At 68.1% G+C, this 23918-nt stretch carries 18 protein-coding genes; 11 read left to right on the forward strand and 7 right to left on the reverse strand.

Annotated features, from left to right (window positions below; translation table 11 throughout):
• Positions 1–37: 37 nt before the first annotated feature.
• The 5 genes from Y958_RS21540 to Y958_RS21560 all read left to right on the forward strand — a co-directional run bounded on the left by Y958_RS21540 (position 38) and on the right by Y958_RS21560 (position 5933).
• Positions 38–604 carry a RidA family protein gene (locus Y958_RS21540; RefSeq protein ID WP_244411194.1) on the forward strand — a complete coding sequence of 189 codons (567 nt, stop codon included), beginning with the start codon at positions 38–40 and terminating at the stop codon, positions 602–604.
• An 82-nt stretch (positions 605–686) separates the two neighbouring features.
• Positions 687–2288, forward strand: a complete 1602-nt coding sequence (locus Y958_RS21545; RefSeq protein ID WP_244909498.1) for a flavin monoamine oxidase family protein — start codon at positions 687–689, stop codon at positions 2286–2288.
• A gap of 8 nt (positions 2289–2296) precedes the next feature.
• Positions 2297–2707, forward strand: a complete 411-nt coding sequence (locus Y958_RS21550; RefSeq protein WP_186291393.1) for a c-type cytochrome — start codon at positions 2297–2299, stop codon at positions 2705–2707.
• Between the two features lie 292 nt (positions 2708–2999).
• Positions 3000–5444 carry a TonB-dependent receptor plug domain-containing protein gene (locus Y958_RS21555; RefSeq protein ID WP_244909499.1) on the forward strand — a complete coding sequence of 815 codons (2445 nt, stop codon included), beginning with the start codon at positions 3000–3002 and terminating at the stop codon, positions 5442–5444.
• Between the two features lie 126 nt (positions 5445–5570).
• On the forward strand, positions 5571–5933 hold the full coding sequence (locus Y958_RS21560) for a DUF1304 domain-containing protein (protein WP_088873892.1): 363 nt from the start codon (positions 5571–5573) through the stop codon (positions 5931–5933).
• 24 nt (positions 5934–5957) lie between these two features.
• Here Y958_RS21560 and Y958_RS21565 read toward each other — a convergent pair whose 3' ends face one another.
• Positions 5958–6989: a DUF6607 family protein gene (locus Y958_RS21565; protein WP_211098641.1), complete on the reverse strand. Its 1032-nt coding sequence runs from the start codon at positions 6987–6989 to the stop codon at positions 5958–5960.
• A 129-nt stretch (positions 6990–7118) separates the two neighbouring features.
• Entirely contained in the window at positions 7119–9413 is a 2295-nt protein-coding gene (locus Y958_RS21570) for a TonB-dependent hemoglobin/transferrin/lactoferrin family receptor (protein WP_088873893.1), read from the reverse strand.
• 239 nt (positions 9414–9652) lie between these two features.
• On the opposite strand from Y958_RS21570, the gene Y958_RS21575 reads away from it, so the two are divergent.
• The 3 genes from Y958_RS21575 to pnuC are packed head-to-tail and all read left to right on the forward strand — an operon-like array spanning position 9653 to position 13646.
• Complete coding sequence (locus Y958_RS21575) at positions 9653–11827, forward strand: TonB-dependent siderophore receptor (RefSeq protein WP_088873894.1); 2175 nt, start codon at positions 9653–9655, stop codon at positions 11825–11827.
• Positions 11828–11844: 17 nt separating this feature from the next.
• Positions 11845–13044: a phosphotransferase enzyme family protein gene (locus Y958_RS21580; protein ID WP_211098642.1), complete on the forward strand. Its 1200-nt coding sequence runs from the start codon at positions 11845–11847 to the stop codon at positions 13042–13044.
• A gap of 26 nt (positions 13045–13070) precedes the next feature.
• Positions 13071–13646 carry a nicotinamide riboside transporter PnuC gene (gene pnuC / locus Y958_RS21585; RefSeq protein ID WP_088873896.1) on the forward strand — a complete coding sequence of 192 codons (576 nt, stop codon included), beginning with the start codon at positions 13071–13073 and terminating at the stop codon, positions 13644–13646.
• A 54-nt stretch (positions 13647–13700) separates the two neighbouring features.
• Here the strand turns inward: pnuC and Y958_RS21590 are convergent, their stop codons facing one another.
• A complete protein-coding gene (locus Y958_RS21590; protein ID WP_088873897.1) occupies positions 13701–13985 on the reverse strand; it encodes a hypothetical protein in 285 nt (94 codons plus the stop codon).
• On the reverse strand, positions 13982–14341 hold the full coding sequence (locus Y958_RS21595) for a hypothetical protein (RefSeq protein WP_088873898.1): 360 nt from the start codon (positions 14339–14341) through the stop codon (positions 13982–13984). Before Y958_RS21595 ends, Y958_RS21590 begins: the two co-directional genes overlap by 4 nt.
• 138 nt (positions 14342–14479) lie before the next feature.
• Between Y958_RS21595 and Y958_RS21600 the strand changes: the two genes are divergently transcribed.
• Complete coding sequence (locus tag Y958_RS21600) at positions 14480–14968, forward strand: Lrp/AsnC family transcriptional regulator (protein WP_088873899.1); 489 nt, start codon at positions 14480–14482, stop codon at positions 14966–14968.
• Positions 14969–15030: 62 nt separating this feature from the next.
• The gene (locus Y958_RS21605) at positions 15031–15822 is read left to right on the forward strand and encodes a substrate-binding periplasmic protein (RefSeq protein ID WP_088873900.1); all 792 of its coding nucleotides are present in this window, start codon (positions 15031–15033) and stop codon (positions 15820–15822) included.
• A 78-nt stretch (positions 15823–15900) separates the two neighbouring features.
• On the opposite strand, the gene ppdK is transcribed toward Y958_RS21605, so the two are convergent.
• The 3 genes from ppdK to Y958_RS21620 all read right to left on the reverse strand — a co-directional run bounded on the left by ppdK (position 15901) and on the right by Y958_RS21620 (position 21889).
• Positions 15901–18585, reverse strand: coding sequence for a pyruvate, phosphate dikinase (ppdK, locus tag Y958_RS21610; protein WP_186291394.1), 2685 nt, complete (start codon positions 18583–18585; stop codon positions 15901–15903).
• Between the two features lie 241 nt (positions 18586–18826).
• Positions 18827–20971: a glycine--tRNA ligase subunit beta gene (gene glyS, locus Y958_RS21615; RefSeq protein WP_088873901.1), complete on the reverse strand. Its 2145-nt coding sequence runs from the start codon at positions 20969–20971 to the stop codon at positions 18827–18829.
• Between the two features lie 3 nt (positions 20972–20974).
• Positions 20975–21889, reverse strand: a complete 915-nt coding sequence (locus Y958_RS21620) for a glycine--tRNA ligase subunit alpha (RefSeq protein ID WP_050898121.1) — start codon at positions 21887–21889, stop codon at positions 20975–20977.
• A gap of 315 nt (positions 21890–22204) precedes the next feature.
• Between Y958_RS21620 and Y958_RS21625 the strand changes: the two genes are divergently transcribed.
• On the forward strand, positions 22205–23914 hold the full coding sequence (locus Y958_RS21625; protein ID WP_088873902.1) for a bifunctional aminoglycoside phosphotransferase/ATP-binding protein: 1710 nt from the start codon (positions 22205–22207) through the stop codon (positions 23912–23914).
• Positions 23915–23918 lie beyond the last annotated feature (4 nt).

Raw genomic sequence — 23918 nt, forward strand, 5'->3', positions numbered from 1 at the left:
TACAGGACCATAAAAAACGGAACAGGAGAGCCTTGCCTTGACCACCCATCCCCCCCGCGGTCCCGAGCGCCGCATGGCCCGCTTCCTGGGCGCCCTGGCCCTGACCGCCGTGCTGGCAGGCATCATCACCGAAGCCGGCATCATCTCATCCAGCGGAACGGCAACGGCCAAGCAGCCCATCACCCGCACCGACGCCGCCGGTGGCTTCCCCATCTCCGCCGCGGTATCCGTGCCGGCGGGATCGGACGTGGTGTACCTCAGCGGCATGACGCCGTCGGTGGCCGACCCCAGCGCGCCCAAGGGCAGCCCGCAGGCCTATGGCGACACCGCCACCCAGACCGTCAGCACCCTGAACAAAATCAAGGAGGCGCTGGCCGCCCAGAAGCTGACCCTGGGTGACGTGGTCATGATGCACGTCTACCTGGTGGGCGATCCGGCCCATGACGGCAAGATGGATTTCGCCGGCATGATGTCCGGCTACACGCAGTTCTTCGGCACGGCCGAACAACCCAACAAGCCCGCCCGCACCACCGTGCAGGTGGCGGGCCTGGCGGCCCCCGGCCTGATGGTCGAGATCGAGGTGATCGCCGCCCGCGCGCCCTGACGCCGTTCCGGCGACCCAAGGGCCTGGTGACACCCGCCGCGAACCGGCGGGCGGTCCCGCGATGCGGACAAGGAGGGTGCATATGCCTGCCATGACGGACCTGCCCCGCGCCGGGGTGACACGGCGCCATTTTCTGGAAAAGGCGGCGCTGCTGGGCGGCAGCGCCATGGTGATGACGGCGCTGAACGCCTGGGGGGCGGGGATCGCCTCCATGACCAGCGCGCCGCCAGCCCTGCGCGGGTCAGGCGCGGGGCACAAGCTACTGATCCTGGGTGCCGGCGTGGCTGGCATGACGGCGGCCTATGAAATGTCCAAGCTGGGCTATCAGGTCACCATCCTGGAAGCCCGCGCCTTCGGCGGCGGCCGCTGCCAAACCGCCCGCAAGGGCTTCAAGATGACAGAGCTGGGCGGGGAGGAGCAGGAGTGCAAGTTCGATGAGGGCCTGTACCTGAACCACGGCCCTTGGCGCATCCCGTTCTGCCATCGCTCCACCCTGCACTACACCAAGACGTTCGGCATCCCGCTGGAGGTCTTCGTCAACGAGAACGACGCCAGCTACGCCCAGTTCGACACGGTGAAGGGCCCCCTGGCCGGCAAGCGCGTGCGCCAGTTCGAGATACGGGCCGACATGCGGGGCTACACGTCGGAACTGGTGGCCAAGGCCGCCACCTCGGGCAAGCTGGACACCGGCCTGGCCAAGGACGACGTGGAACTGTTCATTGAGTACCTGCGCGGCGAAGGCTATCTGGAGAGCGACCTCAGCTATCGCGGCACGGAAGGCCGCGGCTACAAGGTCAACCCGGGCGCCGGCATCGATGACCCCGGTCCCGGCGTGCCCAGCACCCCCTACGCCTTCCCTGATCTGGTGCAGTCCCGGCTGTGGCGCATGGTCCAGTCGGTCGGCACCTTCGACCAGCAGCACACCATGTTCCAGCCCGTAGGCGGCATGGACCGCATCGCCAAGGGCTTCGAGAAGCACGTCGGCCATCTGATCAAGTACAACGCGGAGGTGGAGCGGATCCGCCAGTCCGACAGCGGCGTCACGGTGGACTACCTGGACACCAAGACGGGTAAGCGCGCCACGATCAGCGCCGATTACTGTCTGTGCACCATCCCGGTCAGCGTGCTGCGCACCATCGATGCCGACTTCTCCGACGCCTACAAGCAGGCCATGGGGCAGTTGTCCTATGATCCGGTGTGCAAGATCGGCCTGCAGATGAAACGCCGCTTCTGGGAAGAGGACGACGCCATTTATGGCGGCCATGTCTACACCGACGCCCCCGGCATCAATTTGATCAGCCTGCCGTCATCCGGCTGGCAGTCGGCCAAGGGTGTGCTGCTGGGCTATTATATGTTCGGCGCCGATGCGACGGACATGAGCGGCAACACCCCGGCGGAGCGCGCGGCCATCGCGCTGGAGGCGGGGCAGCGCATCTTCCCCCACTACAAGGACAGCTTCGAGACCGCCTTCTCCGCCTCCTGGCACCTGATCCAGTACAATCTGGGCGGCTGGGGCAACTGGAGCGCGGAGGCGCGGGCGAACGCCTACCCGGTGCTGGTCAAGCCTGACCGCCGCATCTACCTGGCGGGAGAGCACATCAGCTATATCGGCGGCTGGCAGGCCGGGGCCATCGAGTCCGCCTGGCACCAGATCGCCCAGATCCATCAGCGCGTGGCGGCGTGAGGGACAGGATGCGCCAGACCATCATCCTCACCGCCGCTATCCTCACCGCTGGTGTCGCCGGCTTGGCCATGACGTCGCCGGCCCTGGCGCAGGACGTGGCCAAGGGCCAGGATCTGTTCAACCACAAATGCGCCGCCTGCCACCAGAAGACCGGCCTGGGCGTGAAGGGCGCCTTCCCAGCGCTGGCGGGCGACCCCTTTGTGCAGGGCGATCCCGAGCCGATGGTGCGCACCGTGCTGCAAGGCCGGGGCGGCATGCCCACCTTCGCGGCCCTGCTGAGCGAGGCGCAGTTGGCCGACATCATCAGTTACGTCCGGCAGGCCTGGGGCAACAAGGCGCCGGCCGTGGACCCGGGCTTCGTTGCGCAAGTGAAGGCGAACGCCCATCCGCAGGACAAGGCGCCGACCGTCACCCACTGATCGGGGCGGTCGGCCTGGAGTTCAACGCGTCTTGAAGGACACTTTTCCTGGATGGGGGTCGGGAAGCCCCGAAATCCAGGAAAGGGTCCGGAAGGGCCAAGGCAAGGGAAAGGAATACGACTGTAAGTCATGACGCCTTTCAAAAAGGCAAATCTACTTCCGCATCGCAATCGATGAGGATTTGAAAAGAGGCGGCCGGGGCAATGAGTCGCTTCGTTTCATAAAATTTGCGGGGAATCGCGCCATCAAGCTGCCGTGATCTAACAAAACATCCAAAGATCAGGGGGCCAACATGACGCTTACAAACAACACCAACGCCATAAGTGCGCGTAAAGCCTTGGGTATCGCCCTGCTGTGCTCAGCGGGATGGCTGGCCATGGGCACGGCCAACGCCGCCACGGCGCCGGCCGCCGATGCCGACGCCTTGTCGGAAATCGTGGTGACGGGCAGCCGCCGCGTCGACCGCTCGGTCGCCGACAGCCCGTCGCCCATCGATGTCTTCACGCCCGAGGATCTGGCCCACCAGGCCGGCGGCGACACCAACGACCTGCTGCGCCAACTGGTGCCGTCGTTCAACGTCGCCCGCTTCTCCATCTCCGACGGGTCGACCTTCGTGCGCCCGCCGACGCTGCGCGGCCTGCCGCCCGATGAGACGCTGGTGCTGATCAACGGCAAGCGCTTCCACCGCTCGGCCCTGGTGCAGATCGGCGCCAACGGCCTGACCCAGGGCTCGCAAGGCCCCGACCTGGCACAAATCCCCTCCATCGCCATCAAGCAGCTGGAAGTGCTGCGCGACGGCGCCGCCGCCCAGTACGGGTCCGACGCCATCGCCGGCGTCATGAACTTCACCCTGAAGGACAGCGCCGACCAGGGCACGGTGGTGGCCCAATGGGGCCAGACCTACGCCGGCGACGGCGGCAGCGCCCATATCCAGGCCAACTCCGGCCTGCCCCTGGGCGACCGCGGCTTCGTCAACATCAGCGCCGAGTATGTGAAGAACGACCCGACCTCACGCGGGACCCAGCGCCCCGACGCCGCCAAGCTGACGGCCCAGGGCCTGACCATCCCCAACCCGGCCCAGCGCTTCGGCGACCCGGCGGTGGAGGCGGAGCGGCTGTTCATCAACAGCGGCATCGACCTGGGCGACAATTCCAAGGTCTACCTGTTCGGCAACTTCGGCCACAGCTACGCCAAGGAAAGCTTCAACTACCGCAACCCCACCACGGTGTCGTGGCTGATCACGCCCATCACCCTGGACAGCGGCGCCACGTTCAAGTGGAACAGCGTCTTCCCCAATGGCTTCACGCCCTGGTTCTACGGCGACATCCTGGATAGCAGCATCACCGGTGGCTACAAGACGACCCTGAAGAACGGCCTGATCATCGACGCCAGCGCCAGCTACGGCAAGGATGAGCTGCGCTACAGCATCCGCAACACCGTCAACCCCTCGCTCGGGCCCAGCAGCCCGCACCAGTTCTATGTCGGCACCCAGATTCAGGAGGAAACCAACCTGAACCTGGACCTGACCTATCCGGTAAACCTCAGCTGGCTGGCCAGCCCCTTGACGCTGGCGGGCGGCGGTGAATACCGGCGTGAGACCTACACCATCAAGTCCGGCGACGTGGCCTCGTACCAGGCCGGCAAATACTACACCTACGGCATGCCCATCGGGTCCAACGGCTATCCCGGCTTCACCGCCACCGATGCCGGCCAGTACCCGCGCGGCAACTACGCCTTCTATGCCGACGCCGAAGCCGACATCATCAAGAACCTGAGCGCCGGCGTGGCCCTGCGCTACGAAGACTTCGACGATTTCGGCGACACCACCAATTGGAAGATCTTCGGCCGCTATCAGCTGACTGACTGGGTGGCCGTGCGATCGTCCATCAACACCGGCTTCCGCGCCCCCACGCCCGGCCAGTCGCACATCAGCAGCACGCAGACCACCTTCAAGGCGGGCAGCCCGGAGCCCATCGTGCTGGGCACCTTCCCCGTCGACAGCGCGGTGGCCCAGTACTACGGCGCCAAGACGCTGAAGCCCGAGACCTCGTTCAACATCGCCGGCGGCCTGGTCTTCGATCTGCCGGGCGGGGTCAACCTGACCGTCGACTATTACAACATCAAGGTCGAGGACCGCATCGGCATCACCAGCGACTTCACCGTCTCCGCCGCCGACCAGATCAAGCTGGCGGCGCTGGGCGTGACGGGCGCCAACACCCTGGGCAACGTGAACTTCTTCGCCAACGCCTTCGACACCCGCAGCCAGGGCGTGGACATCGTCGCCAACAAGACTTTCGAAGTTTATGACGGCGACCTGCACCTGACGGCGGCGGCCAACATCAACCACACCGACGTCACCAAGTACGACGCCAGCGTGATCGATGCCAACCGCAAGGCGGACATCGAGAACGGCCTGCCGCATTACCGCGTGAACCTGACCGCCACCTACGACATCGGCGCGTTCAGCCTCATGTACCGCGGCAGCTACTACGGCGCCTGGCAGGACAATTCCAGCGCCGGCCAGCATTACGACCCCAATTGGATCTTCGACGCGGAGATCGCCTACAAGGTGACCGAGGACCTGACCGCCACCGTTGGCGCGCAGAACCTGTTCGACACCTATCCGCAGAAGAACCGCAGTGCCGGCCGCCTGAACTATGGCGACCAGTACCCGGACACCTCGCCCTTCGGGTACGACGGCGGCATGTACTATTTCCGCGTGGCCTACAAGTGGTAAGCGCCTGAACCAGGCGTGATCGAGGGGGCCGCCCGGGCGACTGGGCGGCCTTTTCCTTTGGTGTTTGCCAACATCCCGGCACCCGGCATAGTGGGCCTATAACAACCTTTGGGGGACGTCCTTTCCATGGCCGTTATCGCGAACATCCTGGTGGCCATCGTGGCCCTGCTGCACGCCTGGTTCCTGGTGCTGGAGATGGTGCTGTGGACCAAGCCGCTGGGCCTGCGCACCTTCCGCAACTCCCCGGAAAGGGCGGCGCAGACGGCCGTGCTGGCCGCCAACCAGGGCCTGTACAACGGCTTCCTGGCGGCGGGCCTGGTCTGGGGCCTGTCCTATCCCGACCCGTCGGCGGCGCTGCACATCAAGACCTTCTTCCTGCTGTGCGTGATCGTGGCCGGCGCTTACGGCGCCTGGTCCGTCAGCCGCCGCATCCTGATGATCCAGGCCCTACCGGCGGCCGTGGCCCTTGCCGCGCTGTGGCTGGCGTGAAAACCGGACACGGCTGGGGCGACATCAGGCGCCGGACTTGGCCGGGACTTGCGTCGCGTCGGCGATGACGCGGCGGGCCTCGGCGACGGCGTCCGGCGTGCTTTTATCGCCCTTGGCGATGGTGTCGGCCAAGCCCATCAGCGCCTTGCCGGTGACGGAGCCGTTGTTGGCCTCTTCCGTCACGCTCACCCCCTGGTGCCGGGCGATGGCTTGGTCCCAGGCGGCGCGCACGGCCGCCCAGTAGGTGGACGTCCTGGCCCAGTACTCCTCCGCCGCCGCGACGGGGAAGTCGTCGGAGCGGTTGTAGGTGTTGACCACCGTCTCATGCACGAAGGTCACCAACGTGCCGTCGCGGGGCCCTATCTTGGCGTTGTCCTGCTCATGCACCCAGCCGGCGGGCGTGAGCGCGTGGCGGTTGGTACCGCTGTAGCGGTCATAGGGCGGGTGCCGGGTGGCGTCGCGGCGGGCCAGGGGCCGCCAGGTCTCATCACTGGTCCAGCGCGAGACGCCGGCATCGTGGCGCCAGCGGCCCACCCCGCCATAACGCGGGGAATCGTCCGTCTGCCAGACGGTCTGCGACCAGGCGCCTCTGGCGGCCGCCCCCTCCACCGGGGTCAGCGACCAGTGGCCGGTGCCCTGGTAGGTTAGCACGGTGGCGGGCTGGTGGACCCAGTCCTGGCGCCAATGCTTCACCACCACGGGCAGGCCGTCCTCGCCATCCACCACCAGGATGTGCTGCAGGCGGATGATGGAGCCGGTGTCCTCCACCACCCGCACCACCTCATCCCCGCCGCTGACCTTGGGCGCGATGGGCTTGTAGTCGGCCAGGAAGGGCGTGGTTTCCCGGAAATCGAAAGTTACCTTGTAGGTGCCGGCCATGGCCAGGATGGCTTTACGGTCCTGTTCCGGCGCGGCGGTGGAGGGTGCGGCGGTTTCGGCCGCGCGGGCGGCCAGCGGCAAGTGGGCGGTCACGCCCAGCAGGGCGGCGCCGGTCAGGAAGGTCCGGCGGCCAGTCTTCAGGATGCCAGGCGTCTTCAGGGTGTCATGCAGGGTCATCGGGTGGCCTCTTGGGGCAGGTCATGCGATCGGGGAAGAAGGTGGCGGCGGGCGCGGGCGGGACCCGCCGCCACCGGGGATCCGGCCAAGCGCCCCCACGCCGGCCGGATCGGGATCAGAGCTTCAGGGTCACAGCTTCAGGGTCAGGGAGGCGCCGACGTTGCGGCCCGGCTGGGTCCAGGCGTCCAGCACCGTCGACGTGGACGCTTGGCCGCGCACGTCGCCCCACCACCAGTACTTCTCATCCGTCAGGTTGAAGATTCCGGCGCGGATGCTGGCGTTCTCCGTCACGTTCCAGTAGGCGGTGGCGTCCAGGATGGTGAAGGCCCCAGGAATGAAGTAGGTCGCGCTGCTGACGTCGGACCGGTCCTTGGCCCCGGAATGGGTCATGGTGACCTGGCCGCCGAAGCGGCCCGCCGGGTCGCGGTAGGTGACGCCCAGCACCAGCTTCCACGGGTCCACGCTATCCAGCGGCGTGGTGACGCCGCCCGACCTGCTTTCGCCGTGGGTGTAGGAGAAGGCGGCCAGGGCGCCGATGCCCGAGTTCAGGGTGACCTGGCCCTTGGCCTCCGCGCCCTGCAAGGTCACCCGCGACAGGTTCACGTACTGGTAGATGGCCGGGTTGGCGGCGGTGAAGGTACCGCCGACCTGCACCTGGTCGATGAAGTCGCGGTAGCGGCCGGCATAGCCGGTGACGCTGGCATCCCAGCGGCCGCCACCCAGAACGGCGTTCCCGACACCAGCACCCCCCGTCTTTTCACCCCAGCCCCCGTTGAACTTGAAGCCGCCCTCGATGGTCTGGCTGGTTTCCGCCTTCAGGTTGGGGTTGGAGACGGACTTGTAGTTCTGCGTCGGGTTAGCGAAGCCGTTGTTCACCTGCGACGGCGCCGGCGCCTTGAAGCCCTCGGCCAGGTTCACGAACACGCCCACGTCCGGCAGCAGATGATAGAGGATGCCCAGCTTGGGCGAGACGTGGCTGTCGTCCTTGGAAATGGGCGTCAGCGCCGTGAACAGCGGGTCGTCCTTCTTGGGCGACAGGTCGTAATAGTCGAAACGCACGGCCGGGTAGAGGGTCAGCCGCTTGTCGAAGGCGTTGATCTCGTCCTGCAGGAAGATGCCGGCCAGGGTGTAGTCGGTGGTGGGATAGGCCCGCGAGGGGAAGGCGTCGCCGGCCGAGGGCACCGTGCCGTCGCGTAGCGATTCCTGGTGGGTGACGGAGTAGTCGCCGCCGTACACGAAGGTGTGCGTCAGGTCGTGGCCCAGCGTCTTGCTCTGCGCCTGAAGGTCGAAGCCATAGACACGCGTGTCGAAGGTGCTGTCGCGCGTGCGGTCAACGGCAGTGTTGCGATCCTCCGCCCCGTATTGAGTGGCGTGAGTTTCCTGGTAGTAGGCCGTCCAATGCAGGCTGTCGATTACGTCCGCGCCGATATCGTAGCGGTGATCCAGGCTGACGCGGTTGCGATCCTCCCGGTCCCGGGCGATCAGGCCCAGCACGCTGGTGGCAGCCAACGGCGGCTTGGCGATGGCGCTCAACACCGTGGTGTTGGTGTGGTTGTCGTCATGGTCGAAGGTCAGGCGCAGGCGGTGCGCATCCGACGGTTCGTACACCACCTTCGCCAGGACGGCGTTCGAATAAAGGTCCTGCGGGTTGGCGGTGGTACGGTCGGTGTTGGCGGCGTTGTTGTTGCCGTTGGTCGTGGTTTCGTTACCGTCGCGGCGTGTGTACGCCACCAAGGCCTGCAGCTTGCCCACCTTGCCGGCGGCCAATGCGCCCTTGGACCAAGCCCCGTCAGCGGAGGTGTAGCCGACGCTGCCTTGGGCCGCCCAGTCCTTACCTGTGGTACCTGTGGTCAGGAAATCGTCCGGATCCTTGGTGATGAAACTGACGGCACCAGCCACGCCATCGCTGCCGTAGAGCGCCGAGGCCGGCCCGCGTAGGATTTCGACGGACTTCAGCAGGCCCAGGTCGACATAGTCGCCGCGCCCCATGTTCTGGGCGCCGAAGCTGTAGGCGTCGGGCACGCGGATGCCGTCGGTCAGCATCAGGACGCGGTTGCCCTCCAGCCCCCGGATGTTGAAGCCGCTGTCGCCATCACGGCCGGTGGCGCCACCAGCCAGAGTGAAGCGCGCCGGGCTTTTACGGACGGAGACGCCGGGTTCGTAGCGCACCAGATCCTTGATGTCCGTCACCAGCTGTTCGTCGATCTGTTGGCTGGTGATGACGCTGACGCTGGCCGGCACGTCGCTGATGTCCTTGGCCGTGCGCGTGGCGGTCACGGTGATCGTCGCCGCCGGATCAGCATCGGCGCCATCAGCGGGGGCCGGTTCGGGAGCCGCCGCCAGCGCGGTATGGGCCAGCGTGGCGCCCCCCAGCGCCCCCAGCAGCCAAACCGGAACGGTCGCCTTCAACAGCGTTTGCCGCATTCTTGTTTTCCCCATCAGGTTGGTTCCTGGTGCAGCTATATGACTCATGAAATTAAGAATCAATCTCATTCTCATTGCTGGGTCCGGCACTGGCGCAACCCGGCCCTGAGCAGGCAGAGGTTTGACCCGGCGGCGGGAATCCGCCAAAAAGCCGCCAATCTCAATGCTGTTCGTGGCTTGCCCCCCCCGCGCGTCCAGCGGCGGGCACGGCAGCGCCGCCCTTTCAGGATGACAGTCCCGTGACGATTTTCTCCCGCCGTCTGACGCAGTCCGTGGCGACCATCGCCCTGGTGATCAGTGGAGCGGCGCACGCCGATCCGGCGGACCAGCCCAACACCGTCATCGTCACCGGCGTGCGCGACCAGGGCTTCCGCGCCACCGACACCCAGTTCGGTGCCGCCGGCACGGTGCTGGACACCCCGGCCTCAGTCAGCGTCGTCACCCGCGACCTGATGGACGACCAGCAGGCCCGGCGCCTGAGCGACCTGATCCGCAACGACGCCTCGATCGGGGAGAACTACGCGCCGGAGGGCTATTACGAGGACATCGCCATCCGGGGCTTCCCCCTGGACCTGGCCACCGGCCTGCGGATCAACGGCCTGACCATCGCCGGTGAGCAGCCGGTGGCGCTGGAAAACAAGGAACGGGTGGAGTTCCTGAAGGGCCTGGCCGGGGTGGACGCCGGCGTGGTGGCCCCGGGTGGCCTGGTCGATTACGTCACCAAGCGGCCGGCGGATGTGCAAAGCCTGACCCTGGGCACCGACAACCGCGGCGGGTTCTACAGCGCGGTGGATGTCGGCAGCCTGTTCGGCGCGCGCAAGCAGTACGGCCTGCGCCTGAACGCGGCGCATGAGGATATCGCCAGCTACGTCGACCATGCCGACGGCTACCGCAATTTCGGGTCCATCGCCGGCGACTGGCGGGCGACAGAGGACGACACCTTCAATCTGGACCTGGAGTACCAGCGCCGGGTGCAGCACTCCGTCTCCGGCTACCAGCTGCTGGGTGGCACGGCCCTGCCGGCGCTGGACGCCGTGTCGCCGTCGCGCATGCTGGGCACCCAGCCCTGGACCAAGCCCGTCACCATCAACGCCCTGAACCTGTCCGGCCAGTATGAGCACCGCTTCAGCGACGACTGGCGCCTGACGGTGCAGGTGGGCCACAGCCGCACCGTCATCGACGACAACGTGGCCTTCGCCTATGGCTGCTACGCCGTGGCCAGCTGTGCTGCCGGCGATTCGCCCGACTATTACTTCGCGCCCAACGGCGATTTCGACGTCTACGACTACCGCAGCCCCAACGACGCGCGGGAGGATGACCAGGCCCAGGCCCAGCTGCTGGGCAAGCTGGCGACGGGGGCCATCGGCCACAGCCTGACCCTGGGCGCCAGCGTCTTCCGCCGCACGGTGACGCAGACCGACTACGTCTATGACTATGTCGGCAGCGACAACATCTACAACCCCACGCCCTTGGCCTTCGCGCCGTCCCCCAACAATCCCGGCGCCAATTACGAACGGCTGGACAGCCGCCAGTACGCCATCAGCGCCATGGACCGCATCGACCTGGGCGCCCTGGTGACGGGGCTGGAGCTGGACGCCGGCGTGCGCACTGTCTTCCTGCGCGAGCGCGCCTACGACATCGACCATGCCACCGTCCGCAACACAGCGGAAACCCTGCCCCTGCCGCAGGTTGCCCTGGTCTACAAGCCGTTGTCTGCTGTGGCCCTGTACGCCAGCCATGCGCGCGGCCTGTCCCTGGGCGGCCAGGCGCCGGCCTGGGCCACCAACGCCAGCGAGATCCTGTCGCCGTCCCTGTCCTGGCAGGATGAGGTGGGGGCCAAGTACGACTGGAACGGCCTGCTGCTGGGCGCCAGCGTCTTCCGCCTGAGCAAGGCGTATGAGTACGCCAAGCCCGACGACAGCGAATATGGCTTCACCTATGTGCGCCAGGGGACGGAGCGTCACGACGGCCTGGAACTGAATGCCGCCGGCCAGGTGACCCAAGATCTGCGCCTCACGGCCAGCGCCACCTTCATGCACGCCGTGGCCTACGGCACCGGCACCCCCAGCTATGACGGCCACCAGGCCATCAACGTGCCGCACGTGCGCACCACGCTTTACGCCGACTATACCCTGCCGCACCTGGACGGGCTGGCCCTGCTGGCCGGCTGGCAATACGTGGGGGAACGGGCGGCGGCGCGTGACGCCGTGGCCACAGCGCCGGCCTATCATCTGTTCAACGCCGGCCTGCGCTACGCCCCCAGCGCGCTGGACAACAAGCTGACCCTGCGGCTGTCGGTCGACAACCTGTTGGATCGGCGCTACTGGAAAGATGTTGGCGAGAGCGCCGGCGACGCCTATCTGCATCTGGGGGCGCCGCGCACGGCGCGCTTCACGCTGCAGTATTCCCTGTAAGGTTTCATCCTCGCTTCATGAGCGCCTCCCCCGCCCGGTCCACTCTCGACAGCTTGCATCACGCCCATGGCATGGCCCATGGGATGGGGGTGGGCGCGGTGTCGCCTGACTGGCCGCCCCTGACGGGGACGGAGGTGGCGGGCCTGCTGCGCCATTACCCCGATGTGGGCGCGGTGCGCGGCATCCTCAGCCACAGTCCGCGCCCGTTCTCCGCCGCCTCGGTGGTGGCGACGGCGGGTGGCGCGCGCGCGGCGGTGTTCGTGAAGCGCCACCATGCCCGGGTGCGAACCTCTGCCCAGTTGGAGGATGAGCACGCCTTCATGGACCATCTGCGCCAGCGCGGCGCGCCCCTGGGCGTGCAAATCTGCGACGTGCTGGCGACGGCGACCGGCGCCCGCGCCCTGACCCTGGGCGAGTGGACCTATGAGGTCCACGGCCTGGCGCCGGGCCTGGATCTCTACCGGGACGCCCTATCCTGGACGCCCTTCCGCGACCTGGGCCATGCGCGCGCCGCCGGCACCGCCCTGGCCCGCCTGCACCAGGCCTCGGAAGGGTTCGACCGCCCGCATCGCCGGGACCAAGCCCTGGTGTCGGGCTTCACCCTGTTTTCCAGCGACGACCCGCTGGCGGCCATGGCGGACTATGTGGCGGCCCGGCCGGCGTTGGCCGATTACCTGTCAACCCGCCCCTGGCGGCGCGACACCCAGCGCCTGCTGTTGCCCTTCCATGACGCGCTGCGGCCGCACGTGGACCAGTTGCCCAGCCTGTGGACGCATAACGACCCGCACGCGTCCAACCTCACCTGGACGGATGCCAGCCCCACGGCCAAGGTGGCGGCGGTGCTGGACTTCGGCCTGGCCGACCGCACCACGGCGCTTTACGACCTGGCCACGGCCATCGAGCGCAACACGGTGGAATGGCTGGCCCTGACGGAAGGGCGGCAGCCCACCGCGCACCACGACCAGGTAGCCGCGCTGATGGCGGGATACCATGCCGTCAGTCCCCTGGATGCGCCCCGGCGCCAGGCGCTGGCGGCCCTGCTGCCCCTGGTACATGCGGAATTCGCCCTGGCGGAGACCGACTATTTCCACGGCGTCACGCACTCGGCGGAGAACGCGGGCCTGGCGTACGAGGGCTATTTTCTGAGCCACGCCGCCTGGTTCCACGGGGCCGACGGCCAGGGCCTGCTGGCCTTCATCCGCGACCTGACCCTGTAACCCCGAACAGCGGCGCCCCTTCCCCCATGTCCCCCTTGGAAATCGTCGCCGTCATCGTCAGCGCGCTGGCCGTCTGGACCACCACCCGCCGGTCCTTGTGGTGCTGGCCCCTGGGCCTGGCCTCAGTCGCGCTCTATGGCGTGGTCTTCCTGGAGGCCAAGCTGTACTCCGACATGGTCTTGCAGGCCGTGTTTGGCGCCTTCCTGGTTTATGGCTGGGTGTGCTGGTGGCGGGGGGTGCGCGACGACGGCCAAGTGGTGGTGCGGCCCCTATCCGTTCGCGACGCCATCCTCGGCCTTGCTGCCGGCGGGGCCGCCAGCGCCGTCCTGGGCTTGGCCATGGCCCGGTGGACCGACGCTTCCCTACCCTATCTGGATGCCACGCTGGCCGGCTTCAGCCTGGTGGCGCAGTACTGGACGGCGCGCAAGCACATCGAGAACTGGTGGCTGTGGATCGCCGTCGATGTGGTCTATGTCGCCATGTACGTGGTCAAGGACCTGTACCTGACCGCCGGCCTTTACGCCGCCTTCATCGTCCTGGCCATCCTGGGCCTGCGCAGCTGGCGGGTTGGGACGGAAGCACCAGCCGTGCAGCCGCTTTAAGCTGTTCCCTCAATTGCCGGGCGCCCGCATCCGCGGGCTTGGCCATCCTCGATTTCAAATACTCCCCGCGACTTGATGCACGCCCACCACGCCGCGGAACAGGGCGGCCACGCGCTCACTGTAGGCCGACGCGGTGTCGGGCAGCTGGATGTCCACCTCCAGCATGTCCTCGCCCGGCAGGTCGGCGCGGCGGCGGGCATAGACGTGCAGGGGCACGATGTCCAGGCGGGCCAGGGTGCCCATCAGACGGGACAGCAGGCCGGGGCTGGCGTCGGCCGCCACCGACAGCATGACGGGGCTGGCGTTCGACGGCGCGGCGGTGGCAACGGCGGCGGTCATACCCGGGTCTCCGGCAATCCTGCGACCGGCACGGCGGCCACGGCGACGGCACGGCGCACGGCGGCCTCGGCCGCGTCCCCCTCATACCCGACGACGACGGCATGGGCCGTGGCCCAGGGCCGGCCGGCGCGGCGGTCGGCCTCGCCCCGGTGGCGGGCCACCGACAGGGCGTAGTCGATGGCGGCGTCCAGGCCGTCGGTGTTCTCCAGCGGGTCGAGGCGGCTCCAATCCAGGGTCACGTCCACCGGGCCGGCGCGGTTCACGGCCAGGGCGACGAAACCATCGCCGCTGCGCACCAGCGTCAGGGTGGGATGCAGGACGGCATAGTCGGCGGGGGGGCAATCCAGGGGGGGCATGGCGGCGTCTCGTCAACAAATCGTGTTCGGATGAGAGCAACAATAACGGCCAAGGCGCGCATAGTCTTTGCGAAGACTGTCTGAAATCGCCATTATCAACATGACTCATGTTTTGAATTGACCCTATGGAGATGGATCATGCGGCACAAGCTGGACGGGCTGGATTGGAAGATCCTGGACGTGCTGCAACAGGACGGCGCCGCCTCGGCCGCCGACGTGGGCGACAAGGTGGGGCTGTCGCAATCACCCTGCTGGCGCCGCATCCAGCGGTTGGAGGAAACGGGGCTGATCCGCCAGCGCGTGGCCCTGCTGGACCGGCGGGAACTGGGCCTGAACTTCCTGGTGTTCGCCCATGTGAAGCTGGAGGCGCACGCCGGCGATAGCCTGGACGCCTTCCGCCGCGCCATCGCCGACATACCGGAGGTGCTGGAGTGCTTCGTGCTGATGGGCCAGGTGGATTTCCTGCTGCGCATCGTCGCCAAAGACGTCGAGGCCTATGAGGCCCTGTTCTTCAAGAAGCTGTCGCAGTTGCCGGGCGTGCGCGAAATAAATTCGATGATGGCTGTGTCGACCGTCAAGGAGACGACTGCACTGCCGTTAGGGCAGCTGCGCGCTGAATTGGGGTAGTCCAGGCAGGGGACCTTGACCATCTGACCGGGCAATTCCCCCTCGCCGGGCGTGCCCACACCATGACCCCCACCCGCCGCACCATCCTGTCGATCTTGCTGGCACTGTCCGCCAGTGGCATGGCGTCGGGTATCGCGGCGGCGCAGACGGCGCCCCAGCCCATCCGCGTGCTGGTGCCGGAACTGCCGGTGCTGGGGGAGCGGGGCGCCGACGGCGAGGCCAGGGGCCTGGTGGTGGAGCAGGCGCAGGCCATCCTGGATCGCGCGGGCATCCGCGCCACCGTCGAACTACTGCCGGTGGTGCGCCTGTATGCCGAGCTGGCGCGGGAACGGCCGCCGGGCGGTCCCAAGGTCTATGGCATGGTCGCCGTGCCCATCCGCGACCCGTACCGGGCCATCGTGCCCCTGGCCCTGACCATGGGGGTGCCGCTGGTGGCGGTGGCGCGTCAGGGGGTGACGCTGGCGAAGCCCGATGACCTGCGGGCGGTAGGCCCGGTGGCCGTGACGGCCACGGGCACCCAGGCCCTGGTCCCGGCCATCCAGCAATACGGGATCACCGTGCAGACGGTGCCGTCCACACTGAACGGCCTGCGTATGCTGGCCCACGGCCGGGTGAACGCCGTGATGGGCATCTCCTCCGTCATCGACGTGGTGGCGCGGGAAAACAACCTGACCGACCAGCTGGGCGACCGCGTGCAGGTCAGTGCCATGGAGGCCTGGCTGTCCTGCGACCCGGCCACCCGCGACGCCCCCGAAACAGCGATCCTGCGGGACGCGGCCGAGGCGCTGTACCGCGAGGGCCGGCTGGACGCCATCGCCCGCCAGCATTTCCAGAAGGCGGCCACGGGGAGCTGAACCGCTTTCCCGGGCGCACAAGATAAAGGGCGACGGGGTCGCCCCCGCCGCCCTCAACCTTCGACGCGGAATGGGCGCTTACGCCTCGCTGGCGGGCTTCTCGCCCATCAGCGCCGCCTGCGCCGCCGCCAGGCGGGCGATGGGCACGCGATAGGGGGAGCAGGAGACGTAGCTGAGGCCCACCTTCTCACAGAAGTAGACGGAGGCCGGGTCGCCGCCGTGCTCGCCACAGATGCCCAGCTTGATCTCCGGACGGGTCTTGCGGCCCCGTTCGGCGGCGATGGACACCAGCTCGCCCACGCCCTCGGTGTCCAGGGTCACGAACGGGTCGTGCTCGAAGATGCCGGCCCGCTGGTAGTCGGGCAGGAAGCTGGCGGCGTCGTCGCGGCTGATGCCGAACGTCGTCTGCGTCAGGTCGTTGGTGCCGAAGCTGAAGAACTCGGCCGACTGGGCGATCTCCGCCGCCCGCAATGCTGCGCGCGGCAGCTCGATCATGGTGCCGACCAGATAGTCGATCTGCACGCCGGAGGACTGCTTCACCTCACCGGCCACCCGGTCGATGACGGCCTTCAAGATGTCCAGTTCCTTCTTGGTGCCGACCAGGGGGATCATGATCTCCGGGATCACGGTCTGGCCGGCCTTGCCCACCTCGACCGCCGCCTCGAAGATGGCGCGAGCCTGCATCTCATAGATTTCGGGGTAGGAGATGCCCAGGCGGCAGCCGCGATGGCCCAGCATGGGGTTGGCCTCATGCAGCTGCAGGGCGCGGTGGCGCACCCGCTGGATGTCCGTGCCGGCGGCCTTGGCCACCTCGTCCATCTCCGCCTCGCTGTTGGGCAGGAACTCATGCAGCGGCGGGTCCAGCAGGCGGATGGTGACCGGCAGGCCGGCCATGATGCGGAACAGCTCCACGAAATCCTGGCGCTGCATGGGCGCGATCTTGGCCAAGGCGGCGCGGCGGCCGGCCTCAGTCTCCGCCACGATCATCTCGCGCACGGCGATGATGCGCTCGGTATCGAAGAACATGTGCTCGGTCCGGCACAGGCCGATACCCTCGGCCCCGAACTTCACCGCGGTGCGGGCGTCCAGCGGGGTTTCCGCGTTGGTGCGCACCTTCATGCGGCGGAAGCGGTCGGCCCAGCCCATGAGGGTGGCGAAGTCGCCGGACAGTTCCGGCTGGATGGTGGGCACGTGGCCCAGCATGACCTCACCGGTCGACCCGTCGATGGTGATGACGTCGCCGGCGGCGATCTTCTCGCCGCGCACGGTCATGACCCCGGTCTTGTAGTCGATGCGCAGCTCACCCGCACCCGACACGCAGGACCGGCCCATGCCGCGCGCCACCACGGCAGCGTGGCTGGTCATGCCGCCGCGGGTGGTCAGGATGCCGGCGGCGGCGTGCATGCCGTGAATGTCTTCCGGGCTGGTTTCCACGCGGCAGAGGATGACCGCCTCACCCATCTGGGACTGGCGCTCCGCCTCGTCCGCCGAGAACACCACCTTGCCGCAGGCGGCACCCGGGCTGGCCGGCAGGCCCTTGGCGATGATCTTGCGCTCCGCCTTGGGGTCCAGGGTGGGGTGCAGCAGCTGGTCCAGCGACTTGGGCTCGATGCGGCGCACGGCCTCGGCCTCATCGATCAGGCCTTCGCGCGCCATGTCCACGGCGATCTTCAGCGCCGCGGCGGTGGTGCGCTTACCATTGCGCGTCTGCAGCATGTACAGCTTCTTCTGCTGCACCGTGAACTCGATGTCCTGCATGTCGCGGTAGTGCCGCTCCAGCTTCAGGCGCACCGCGTCCAGCTGCTGGAACACCTCCGGCATGCTCTCTTCCATGGCCGGCAGGTCTGAGCCGTTGGCCTGGCGGCCGGCGACGGTCAGGTGCTGCGGCGTGCGGATGCCGGCCACCACGTCCTCGCCCTGGGCGTTGATGAGGTATTCGCCGTAGAAGGCGTTCTCACCCGTGGACGGGTTGCGGGTGAAGGCCACGCCGGTGGCACAGTCGTCGCCCATGTTGCCGAACACCATGGCCTGGACGTTGACCGCCGTGCCCCAGCTGGCCGGAATGTCGTGCAGCTTGCGATAGGTGATGGCGCGCTGGTTCATCCAGCTGCCGAAGACGGCGCCGATGGCGCCCCACAGCTGTTCCTGCACATCCTGCGGGAAGGGGCGGCCCAAGGCTTCCTGCACCACCTCCTTGTAGCCCTCGATCACCGTCTGCCAATCGCCGGCTTCCAGGTCGGTGTCGTAGTTCAGGCCCCGGTCGCGCTTGTGACTGTCCAGGATCTCTTCGAAATGATGGTGGTCCACGTCCAGAACGACGTTGCCGTACATCTGGATGAAGCGGCGGTAGCTGTCATAGGCGAAGCGCTCGTCGCCGGCGCGCTTGGCCAGGCCCCGGACGGTGACGTCGTTCAGGCCCAGGTTCAGCACCGTGTCCATCATGCCGGGCATGGAGGCGCGGGCGCCGGAGCGCACGGAGACCAGCAGCGGGTTCCCGGCATCGCCAAAGGTGGCGCCGATGATGCCCTCCACCGCCTTCAGGCCGGCGGCCACCTGGTCCTTCAGCTCGGCCGGGTATTGGCGGCCGTTGTCATAGAACCAGGTGCAGACCTCGGTGGTGATGGTGAAGCCGGGCGGCACGGGCAATCCCAGATTGCTCATCTCCGCCAGGTTGGCACCCTTGCCACCCAGAAGGTTCTTCATCTCGGCCCGGCCCTCGGCCTTGCCATCACCGAAGCTGTACACCCACTTGGACACGCTCATGGTTCCTCACCCGATGAGTTCGGCGGAGTGTCGGCCAGTTCGCTCATGGCCCGCCACTCGCCAGTTTCCCCGAAGTTTTTCACTGCGATTTGTGTTTTTTCAGGATCCGGTCAAGCCGGGCCCCGTTTTGTCACGCGTACTGAAATCAAAGCCTTGCAGACTATCCGAGCCAACGGAAGGGCCAAGATTGTGACCGCAAGCGCCAAACGAAAACGGGGGCCGGTTTCCCGGCCCCCGCGACTCAACCCTCGATGACCGAGAAGTCCGCCACATGGTTCAACGTGCGGCGGATACCGGCCAGCAGACGCAGCCGGCTGGCCCGCAAGGCCGGATCGTCGGCGTTCACCGTCACCTTGTCGAAGAAGGCGTCCACCGGGCCGCGCAAGCTGGCCAGGGCGGCCATGGTGCCCACATAGTCCTCGGCGGCCAGCGCCGGCTCCGACGCGGTGCGCGCGGCATCCAGCGCCGCCGCCAGCGCCTTTTCCTCATCCACCTGCAGCAAGGTCGCGTCCGGCACACCATCATGGGCGTGGCCGTCCTTCTTCTCCTCGATGCGCAGGATGTTGGCGGCGCGGCGGAAGGCGGCCAGCAGGTTGGCGCCATCGTCGGTGTTGACGAAGCCGGCCAGCGCGTCCACGCGGGCCAGCAGGCGGACCAGGTCGCCCTCCGCCCGGCCGGCCCCTGTTCCATGAGAAAGTGCGGCCGCGATCAGGTCGTGGCGCACGCCCTTTTCGCGCAGGGCCACCACCAGGCGGTCGGCGAAGAAGGCCAGCAACTCGCCGTCCAGGGCGGCGTTGTCCAGGTTGAGCTGGCCGCGCGCCACCAGGAACAGGTCGCCGAGGTCCAGGCGCAGACCGTTTTCCACCACCAGGCGGATGACGCCCAGGGCGGCACGGCGCAGGGCGTACGGATCGCGGGACCCCGTGGGCTTCTCATCGATGCCGAAGAACGCCACCAGGGTATCGATCTTGTCGGCCAGGGCCACCGCCACGGAGACGGGGGCGGTGGGGCAGCTGTCACTGGGGCCCAGGGGCTTGTAATGGTCGGCGATGGCCTCGGCCACGGCCGCGTTCTCGCCCTGCTCATAGGCGATGTAGCGGCCGACGACGCCCTGCACCTCGGGGAATTCGCCCACCAGGCCGGTCACCAGATCGGCCTTGGCCAGGCGGGCGGCGCGACGGGTGGCGTCCACGTCGGCATGGATGGCCCGCGCGATGACGGCTGCCAGGCCCTCCACCCGGTGGACCTTGGCCGCCGTGGTGCCCAGCTTGGCATGGAAGGTGATCTCGGCCAGCTTCTTGGCCTGGTCTTCCAGCGGCACCTTGCGGTCCAGGTCCCAGAAGAACTTGGCGTCCGACAGGCGGGCGCGCAGCACGCGCTCGTTACCCGCCACGACCGCCTTGCCGCCGTCCTCGGTGGTGCGGTTCGCCATCAGGATGAAGCGCGGCGCCAGCTTGCCGTCACTTGTCTCCAGGGCGAAATAGCGCTGGTGCGTGCGCATGGAGGTGGTCAGCACCTCCGCCGGCACGTCCATGAAGGCCTGATCGATGGTGCCGATCAGGCCCACCGGCCATTCCACCAGCCCCGCCACCTCATCCAGCAGGCCGGGGTCGTCGCGCAAGCTCAGGCCCTCGGCGGCGGCGAGCGCGTTGGCCTGTTCCAGGATGCGGGCCTTGCGCGCCTCACGGTCCAGCACGACGAAGGCGCCGGCCAGCTTTTGCTGGTAATCGGCGAAATCGGTGATGGTCAGCGTGTCCGGCGCCAGGAAGCGATGGCCGCGCGTGGTGTTGCCATAGGGCAGGGTGACGGCCGTGGGCTCCCCGCCCAGACAGACGTTGCCCTCCGACGCCTCGGGCGCCGGCTCGGCCGTCTTCAGGGTGAGGGAACCCGGCACCACCGCGCCGTCGAACAGCGCCAGGATGGACTGCAGCGGCCGCACCCAGCGGAAGGTGTTGTTGCCCCAGCGCATGGACTTGGGCCAGGGCAGCTCGCGGATGGCGGCGTCGATGATGCCCGGCAGGGCGTCGACCGTGGCCCCGCCCGGCTTTTCCACCACGGCGAACCAGAACACGCCCTTGCCCGTGTCGCGCTGTTCGCACTGGTCCAGGCTGGCGAGACTGGCGCCACGCAGGAAGCCCTGGACGGCCGCGTCGGGGGAACCGACGCGCGGGCCCTTGCGCTCATCCCGCACATCGGCCTGGCGTACCGGCAGGCCGGTCACGGCCAGGGTCAGGCGGCGCGGGGTGGAATGGGCGATGGCGTCGGTGAAGGCCAGGCCGGCATCAACCAGCTTGGTGGTCACCAGGCGCTTGAAATCGTCCGCCGCGCGCACCTGCATGCGGGCGGGGATTTCCTCGGAAAACAGCTCGATCAGCAGCTCGGCCATGGTTCAGGCCCCCTTACCGGAAACGGGCCCAGGCAGGGTCCAGTCCACTTTCTTGTCGCCCTTGACCCACTCTTCGCAGCAGGCCTTGGCCAGGTTGCGGACGCGCAGGATGTAGCTCTGCCGCTCCACCACGGAAATGACGCCGCGCGCGTCCAGCAGGTTGAAGTTGTGCGAGGCCTTGACGCACTGCTCATAGGCCGGCCAAGCGAGGCCGCGCTTCAGCAACTCGGCGCACTCATGCTCCGCATCCTCGAAATGGCGCAGCAGCATGGCGGTGTCGGCGGCCTCGAAGTTATAGGCGCTCTGCTCCCGCTCATTGCGGTGGTAGACGTCGCCGTACTTCACGCCCTGGCCGTTGAAGTCCAGGTCGTACACGTTCTCGACGTTCTGGATGTACATGGCCAGGCGTTCCAGGCCGTAAGTCAGCTCGGCCGCGACCACCTCGCACTCGATGCCGCCGACCTGCTGGAAGTAGGTGAACTGCGTCACTTCCATGCCGTCGCACCACACCTCCCAGCCCAGGCCCCAGGCGCCCAGCGTGGGGCTTTCCCAGTCGTCCTCGACGAAGCGGATGTCGTGTTGCGCCGGGTCGATGCCCACGCGGCGCAGGCTTTCCAGGTAAATCTCCTGCACGTTGGCCGGCGAGGGCTTCAGGATCACCTGGTACTGGTGATGCTGGTGCAGGCGGTTGGGGTTCTCGCCATAGCGGCCGTCCTTGGGCCGGCGCGACGGCTGCACGAAGGCGGCCTTCCACGGCGTGGCGCCCAGGGCGCGCAGGGTCGTGGAGGGATGGAAGGTGCCGGCCCCCATCTCCATATCGTATGGCTGGAGGATCAGGGCCCCCTGCTCCGACCAGAACTGGTGGAGCGTCAGGATAAGTCCCTGGAAACTGAGCTTCGCCGCGCCTGAGGCCGCCATTGCCTGACCGTCTTCACACTGGAAGGGCGGAAAAGGAACTTTTGGGCTTCGAAAACCCGTCCTCCCCGGCCCTTTGTTGCGTTGCGGCGCACCTTACAAGGCGGGCGAACCCCAAATCAAGGCGGCGACCGGCGCGTTTCCCGCATGCGCGCCCCGTTTTGACGCGGGTGTGGCACGCGTGTTCCGCAAGGGAACGGGGCGCACCGCCGCTTGATCCCGCTCAAAGCGGCGGAACCGCCGGGGGGCCTATGCTTTTCCCCCAAGAGAGCCCGCAGCACCGGGTCCCGCCTTTCCGCAATCAGGGAGTCTGCCCCCATGGACGACCAGACCGAGACGCTCGCCTTCCTGGCCCATCCGGAATCCTTCGGGGCCCGTGGCCGGGTGGAGCGTATCGACACCCACATCTCTCACGTCTTCCTCGCCGGCGACCGCGCCTACAAGCTGAAGCGTGCCGTGCGCTATTCCTATCTGGATTATTCCACGGTGGAACGGCGGCGGCATTTCTGCCTGGCGGAGTTGGCGGTCAACCGCCGCTTCGCCCCCAACCTGTACCTGGGCCTGCGCCCCGTCCTGCGCACGCCCGACGGCCTGACCCTGGGACCGGAATGGGCGGCGGGGGAGGATGAGCCGCCCCTGCCCGACGCCCAGGTGGTGGATTGGCTGCTGGTCATGCGCCGCTTCGACCAGGACGCCCTGCTGGACCGCATGGCGACACAGGGCCGGCTGACGCCGCAGCTGATGCTGGATCTGGCCGACCGCCTGGCCCGCCTGCACCGGGCGCAGCCCGGGCGCACGGAGGGCGGCGGGGCCCAGGGCCTGGCTGAGGCCATCGCCATCACCCGCGCCAACCTGAAGCCGGGCGACGCCTTCTCGGCCGCCGACATCCGCGCCTGGAACACCAAGGTGCAGGCGGCCCTGTCGGCGCAAGGCGGCCTGCTGGACGCCCGGCGGGACGCGGGCCGGGTGCGCGACTGCCATGGCGACCTGCACCTGGGCAACGTCTGCCTGGTGGACGGCACGCCCACGCCCTTCGACGCCATCGAGTTCGACCCCGCGCTCGCCTGCACGGACGTGCTGTACGACTTGGCCTTCCTGCTGATGGACCTGTGTTTCCGCGACCGCGCGGACCTGGCCAGCCTGGTGCTGAACCGCTACCTGGACCTGACGGGGGAGGATATGGCCGGACGGGAAGGCCAGCCCCTGGGCGGGCTGCCGGCCCTGCCCCTGTTCCTGTCGGTGCGGGCGGCGGTGCGGGCCCAGGTGACGGCCGCGGCCGCCCGGCGCCAGACCACGCCCACGCAAAAGACCGCCGGGGCGGTGGAGGCCGACCGCTACCTGCAGCTGGCGCTGGACTTCCTGCGCCGCGACCGGCCGCGCGTGGTGGCGGTGGGCGGTTTCAGCGGCACCGGCAAGTCCACGCTGGCCCGGGCCCTGGCCCCCCTGCTGGGCACGGCCCCGGGCGCCCGCGTGCTGCGCACCGACGTCATCCGCAAGCAGCTGTTCGGCGTGGCGCCGGAGCAGGCGCTGACCGATGAGGCCTACAGCCCGGCCGTCAGCGCCGCCGTCTACGACCGCCTGCACACCCAAGCCGCCGCCTGCCTGGCCGCCGGGCGCAGCGTCATCCTGGACGCGGTGTTCGCCGACCCCGCCGAACGCGCCCTGGCGGCGGACGTGGCGGCGCGGGCCCATGTCCGTTTCACCGGACTGTGGTTGCAAGCGCCGGAGGCGGTGCTGGCGGAGCGGCTGCACCGGCGGAGCGAGGGGCCGGCCCGGGACGCGTCGGACGCGGATATGCCCGTTTTGCTAAGCCAGATGCGCAAGGGCGCCGGCGAGGTGCGCTGGGCTATCCTGGACGCCGGTCCCACCCCGGCCACGGTGCTGCGCCAGGCGGAAGCCCTGCTGCTGCCCCCGGCGGGGGAGGCCGGCCGCCCCACCGCGGGCCGTCCCACTGCGGGAACCCCAACGGGCCGCCCCAAGGCCGGCCGCATGATCGCATCCCCTGGTCCCTTCCCTGGAATGAGGTAGCCTA

Source organism: Nitrospirillum viridazoti CBAmc, from assembly GCF_000730165.1.
Lineage (GTDB): Bacteria > Pseudomonadota > Alphaproteobacteria > Azospirillales > Azospirillaceae > Nitrospirillum > Nitrospirillum viridazoti.

What these genes read in the sequence shown, in the direction of transcription:
- Y958_RS21605 (WP_088873900.1), top strand. Translation starts at nt 15,031, where the DNA reads ATGACCCCCACCCGCCGCACCATCCTGTCGATCTTGCTGGCACTGTCC.
- glyS (WP_088873901.1), bottom strand. Translation starts at nt 20,971, where the DNA reads ATGGCCGAGCTGCTGATCGAGCTGTTTTCCGAGGAAATCCCCGCCCGC.
- ppdK (WP_186291394.1), bottom strand. Translation starts at nt 18,585, where the DNA reads ATGAGCGTGTCCAAGTGGGTGTACAGCTTCGGTGATGGCAAGGCCGAG.
- Y958_RS21545 (WP_244909498.1), top strand. Translation starts at nt 687, where the DNA reads ATGCCTGCCATGACGGACCTGCCCCGCGCCGGGGTGACACGGCGCCAT.
- Y958_RS21550 (WP_186291393.1), top strand. Translation starts at nt 2,297, where the DNA reads ATGCGCCAGACCATCATCCTCACCGCCGCTATCCTCACCGCTGGTGTC.
- Y958_RS21555 (WP_244909499.1), top strand. Translation starts at nt 3,000, where the DNA reads ATGACGCTTACAAACAACACCAACGCCATAAGTGCGCGTAAAGCCTTG.
- Y958_RS21580 (WP_211098642.1), top strand. Translation starts at nt 11,845, where the DNA reads ATGAGCGCCTCCCCCGCCCGGTCCACTCTCGACAGCTTGCATCACGCC.
- Y958_RS21565 (WP_211098641.1), bottom strand. Translation starts at nt 6,989, where the DNA reads ATGACCCTGCATGACACCCTGAAGACGCCTGGCATCCTGAAGACTGGC.
- Y958_RS21570 (WP_088873893.1), bottom strand. Translation starts at nt 9,413, where the DNA reads ATGCGGCAAACGCTGTTGAAGGCGACCGTTCCGGTTTGGCTGCTGGGG.
- Y958_RS21600 (WP_088873899.1), top strand. Translation starts at nt 14,480, where the DNA reads ATGCGGCACAAGCTGGACGGGCTGGATTGGAAGATCCTGGACGTGCTG.
- Y958_RS21560 (WP_088873892.1), top strand. Translation starts at nt 5,571, where the DNA reads ATGGCCGTTATCGCGAACATCCTGGTGGCCATCGTGGCCCTGCTGCAC.
- pnuC (WP_088873896.1), top strand. Translation starts at nt 13,071, where the DNA reads ATGTCCCCCTTGGAAATCGTCGCCGTCATCGTCAGCGCGCTGGCCGTC.
- Y958_RS21625 (WP_088873902.1), top strand. Translation starts at nt 22,205, where the DNA reads ATGGACGACCAGACCGAGACGCTCGCCTTCCTGGCCCATCCGGAATCC.
- Y958_RS21620 (WP_050898121.1), bottom strand. Translation starts at nt 21,889, where the DNA reads ATGGCGGCCTCAGGCGCGGCGAAGCTCAGTTTCCAGGGACTTATCCTG.
- Y958_RS21595 (WP_088873898.1), bottom strand. Translation starts at nt 14,341, where the DNA reads ATGCCCCCCCTGGATTGCCCCCCCGCCGACTATGCCGTCCTGCATCCC.
- Y958_RS21590 (WP_088873897.1), bottom strand. Translation starts at nt 13,985, where the DNA reads ATGACCGCCGCCGTTGCCACCGCCGCGCCGTCGAACGCCAGCCCCGTC.